This is a genomic window from Sphaerotilus sp., from assembly GCF_013299175.1.
Lineage (GTDB): Bacteria > Pseudomonadota > Gammaproteobacteria > Burkholderiales > Burkholderiaceae_C > Sphaerotilus.
This window is the reverse complement of the sequence record NZ_JAAFKF010000178.1, coordinates 1-4,138: the sequence shown is the minus strand read 5'-3', so window position 1 is coordinate 4,138 and position 4,138 is coordinate 1. Positions and strand designations below refer to the sequence as shown.

The 4,138-nt window shown below is 68.4% G+C and carries 5 protein-coding genes; all 5 read left to right on the top strand.

Going from position 1 to position 4,138, the window contains the following annotated elements; translation table 11 throughout:
• The coding region (locus QZW52_RS18750) for a PIN-like domain-containing protein (protein ID WP_473964396.1) at nt 1-282 on the top strand (282 nt) is incomplete at its 5' end.
• Between the two features lie 232 nt (nt 283-514).
• Complete coding sequence (locus QZW52_RS18745; protein ID WP_434738368.1) at nt 515-1,324, top strand: enoyl-CoA hydratase/isomerase family protein; 810 nt, start codon at nt 515-517, stop codon at nt 1,322-1,324.
• A gap of 31 nt (nt 1,325-1,355) precedes the next feature.
• Nucleotides 1,356-2,948 carry a malonate--CoA ligase gene (locus tag QZW52_RS18740; protein WP_363227061.1) on the top strand — a complete coding sequence of 531 codons (1,593 nt, stop codon included), beginning with the start codon at nt 1,356-1,358 and terminating at the stop codon, nt 2,946-2,948.
• Nucleotides 2,867-3,877 (top strand): ABC transporter substrate-binding protein, encoded by a 1,011-nt coding sequence (locus QZW52_RS18735; protein ID WP_363227059.1) that lies wholly within the window; start codon nt 2,867-2,869, stop codon nt 3,875-3,877. The genes QZW52_RS18740 and QZW52_RS18735 overlap by 82 nt, the downstream gene beginning before the upstream one ends.
• 27 nt (nt 3,878-3,904) lie before the next feature.
• The coding region (locus QZW52_RS18730; RefSeq protein WP_294001576.1) for a hypothetical protein at nt 3,905-4,138 on the top strand (234 nt) is incomplete at its 3' end.

The window sequence follows — 4,138 nt, the reverse complement described above, 5'->3', positions numbered from 1 at the left end:
GAGGTCTGGCTGCCTGCGCTGGCCGGGGAGGGCGGCTGGTCGATCATTTCCTGCGACCAGTTCCGGAAGACGACCGCCGAGCGGGAGCTGGTGCGCCGGCACGGGCTGTCGGTGTTCGTGCTGGACCGACAGTGGGCGGGCAAGCCGTTCTGGGAGATGAGTGCCCGCTTTGTCGAGTGGTGGCCGACGATCCTGGGCGTGGCGGAGCTGACCTCGAAGGCAGCTTACCGGGTGCCGTACAAGCGGCAGGGGCAGAAGACGCTGGAACAGATCCGCGCCTGAGTCGCTGCCGCAGCGGGCCTCACGCCGCCACTGCCCGCTCCACCCACCTGGGCACTCCGATGACGCGGGCTGTGGCGTGATTCCGTCTGGGGTCAGGGGAATCTCAACCTGGGGGAGTTGTGCAACAAAGCCGTGCTGCGTTGGCCTCGGTGACGGCCACGACCGCCAATTGTTGCCGACTCCGGCTGCGCACTAAGATGCACCTTTCCTTCGACCTTGACTGTCTGACCGCGTGAACACCACCGCTGCCGCTACCCCCGAAGTCCGCTTCGAATCCCACGCCACGCTCCTCGACGTGGCCATCGTCACCCTCGCCAATCCCGGCAAGCTCAACGCCGTCAGCGTCGCCATGTGGCAAGCCCTGCGCGGCGTCTTCGACGGCCTGGCCGAACGCGAGCCGCTGCTGCGCTGCGTGATCGTGCGCGGGGAGGGCGGCACCTTCGTCTCCGGCGGTGACATCGAGGAGTTCCCCGCCTTCCGCTTCGACGAGGCGCGGCTGCGGCATTTCCACGAGGAGATCGTTGCCCCGGCGCTGGACGCAATGTACCGCTGCGACATCCCGCTGGTGGCGCAGATCGAGCGGGCCTGTGTCGGCGGCGGGCTGGAGATCGCGTGTCAATGTGACCTGCGCATCGCGGGCCAGTCGAGCCGCTTCGGGGCGCCGATTGCCCGGCTGGGCTTCCCGATGGCGTGTGACGAACTGGCCGGCGTGGCGCGGGTGGCGGGGCTGGCGACGGCGGCCGAGATCCTGCTCGAAGCGCGTTTGCTGGATGCCGAGACCGCCTTGCGCCGTGGACTTGTTCACCGCGTGGTGTACGACGACGAGGTGGCCGCCGAAGCCGAGGCGACGGCTCAGCGCATCGCGGCCGGGGCACCCCGCGCCGCACGGTTGAACAAACGTGCCTTGCGCCTCGTCGCACCGCAGTTCCATTTCACCGAAGCCCAGCGCGCCGAATTCGCCGCCTACGCCACCGGCCCCGACCACCGCGAAGGCATCACCGCCTTCATCGAGAAGCGCAAGCCGAACTTCACCGGCTCCTGATTGCCTGACCGCCTGACTACCCCGCATGACCATGTCCAACGACAACCTGTTTGCCGCGCTGCGCGGTGCCTTCCCCGCCGACCTCGACGCGGCGGCGATCGAGACCGACAGCGGCCTCGTTTACGCCTGGCACGACCTGGAACGCGCGACGGCGATGCTGGCCAACCTGCTGCAGTCGCTGGAGATCCCGGCCGGCAGCCGCGTGGCGGTCCACACCGAGAAGTCGGTCGAGGCGCTGGTGCTGTACTTGGCGACGCTGCGCGCTGGCTTCGTCTACCTGCCATTGAACACCGCGTACCAGGCCGCCGAACTCGACTACTTCATCGGCAACGCCGAGCCGGCGGTGTTCGTCTGCGCGAGCAAGAACTTCCCCTGGATCAGCAAGCTGGCGTTCCAGAAGGGCGTGGCCCACGTCTTCACGCTCGACGACGACCGCACCGGCTCGCTGCTGGAACGTGCCTCGCATTTCAGTGACCAGCACGAACCGGCGGTGAAAGCGGCCGACGACCTCGCCGCGATCCTCTACACCAGCGGCACCACCGGCCGCAGCAAGGGCGCGATGCTCAGCCACGGCAACCTGCTGTCCAACGCGCAGGTGCTGAAAACCCACTGGGACTGGCAGCCCGGCGATGTGCTGATCCATGCGCTGCCGATCTTCCACGTCCACGGCCTGTTCGTCGCCAGCCACGGCGCACTGCTCAACGGCTCGAAGATGCTGTGGCTGTCGAAGTTCGACCCGAAGGCGGTGGTCGAGTGGCTGCCGCGGGCCACCGTCTTCATGGGCGTGCCGACGCTGTACGTGCGGCTGCTGCAGGAGGCGGGTCTCACGCGCGAAGCCTGTGCCCCCATGCGGCTGTTCATCTCCGGCTCGGCGCCACTGCTGATCGAGACCTTCCGCGACTGGCAGACGCGCACCGGCCACACCATCCTGGAACGCTATGGCATGAGCGAGACCGTGATGCTCACGTCCAACCCCTGCCGCGCCGAGGACGGCGATCGGATCGGCGGCACGGTTGGCCCGGCGCTGCCCCTGGTCGGCGTGCGCGTGGTCGATGACGCGGGCGGGGCGCTGCCGGCCGGCGAGATCGGCAACGTGCAGGTGCGCGGCCCGAACGTGTTCGGCGGCTACTGGCGCATGCCGGAGAAGACCGCCGAGGAGTTCACGGCCGATGCGTGGTTCAAGACCGGCGATGTCGGCCGATTCGACGCTGATGGGCGCGGGTACCTCACCATCGTCGGCCGCAGCAAAGACCTCATCATCACGGGCGGCTACAACGTCTACCCGGCCGAGATCGAGGGCTACCTGAACGACATGGCCGGCGTGGCGGAGTCGGCGGTGATCGGCGTGCCGCACCCGGACTTCGGCGAGGCGGTGGTGGCGGTGATCGTGGCGAAGGCGGGTGAGGCGCTCGACGTGGAGACGCTGGTGGCCGCGCTCAAGTCGAAGATCGCCAACTTCAAGGTGCCCAAGCGCGCTTTCGTCGTCGCCGACCTGCCGCGCAACGCGATGGGCAAGGTGCAGAAGAACCTGCTGCGCGAGGCGTGCTGGGCGACACCTACCGCCTGCAGTTCGCCGACACCGCCTGCGACCCCGACAAGGGCGTGGACGCGGTGCGCCAGTTGATCCAGGCCGGCGCGGTGGCCATGGTGGGGCCGGTGTGCTCGGGCGTGACCCTGCGGGTCGCGCGCTCGGTGACGATTCCGGCCGGGGTGGTGCTGCTGTCGGTGGCGTCGGCGTCGTCCCTCATCACGCAGTTGGATGACCAGGATCTGGTGTTCCGCACCGCGCCGTCGGATGCGCTCAAGGGCACCTCCCTGGCGCGGGTCGCGCACGAGATGGGCGTGCGCAGCGTGGCCGTGAGCCATGCCAGTGATGCCTACAACACGGGCGTGGCGCAGGTGTTTGCCGACGCCTTCAAGGCCCTGGGCGGACGTGTCACCGTCAACCAGTCGCATGAACCCAGGCAGGCCGACTACCAGCGCGAGGCCCGTGCGGCGGCGGCTGGCGCGGAGGACGTGGCGCTGTTTGCCTATTCGGGTTCGGGCGGCGTGCAATACCTCAAGGATGTGCTGGAGCAGCCCGGCGTGCGCCGCGTGCTGGGCACCGATGGCCTGATGTCCAAGGACTTGGCCAGTGCGCTCAGCCCCGAGCAGTTGTCGCGCATGACCTTCGTGCTGGCCGCGGCCGACACCGAGCGCGAGGGCTACAAACGCTGGCTGGCGATGGCCGCGGGGGCCAAGGTCAAGGCCGACGGCCCCTACGTTGCCCATGCCTACGACGCCGCCTTCATGATGGCCCTGGCCATCGAGGCGGCTGGCGTGGCCGACAAGTCCAAGGTGTCGGCCGGCCTGCGCGCGATTTCCGGGCCCAAGGGCGCGGTCATCTACCCCGGCGAGTTTGCCAAGGCCAAGGCATTGCTCAAGCAGGGGGCGCACATCAACTACGACGGCGCTTCGGGGCCGGTGGATTTCGACGCGGCGGGTGACATCGTCGGCCGGGTCAGCGTCAACCGCTACGGCAATGGCGCCTGGCAGGCCAAGCTGGTCAAGTAAGCCCGGGCATCGCCACCCATCGCCACCATGTCCGCTCTCTCTCGCTTCTGGTTCAGCGCCTCGGTACAGATCAAGTTCCTGCTGATCGTCATCCCTTCCGCCTTGGTGATGACGGTGGGCGGCAACAGCTACCTCCAGCACTTGACCGGCCAGCGGCTGGTGCAGGGCGAGGTGGCGCAGTTCGAAGAGGTCGGGCGCCGAACCGCACTGGCCTTGTCCACGGAGTATTGGAACTTCAACACGGGGCAGGCCCGCGCGATC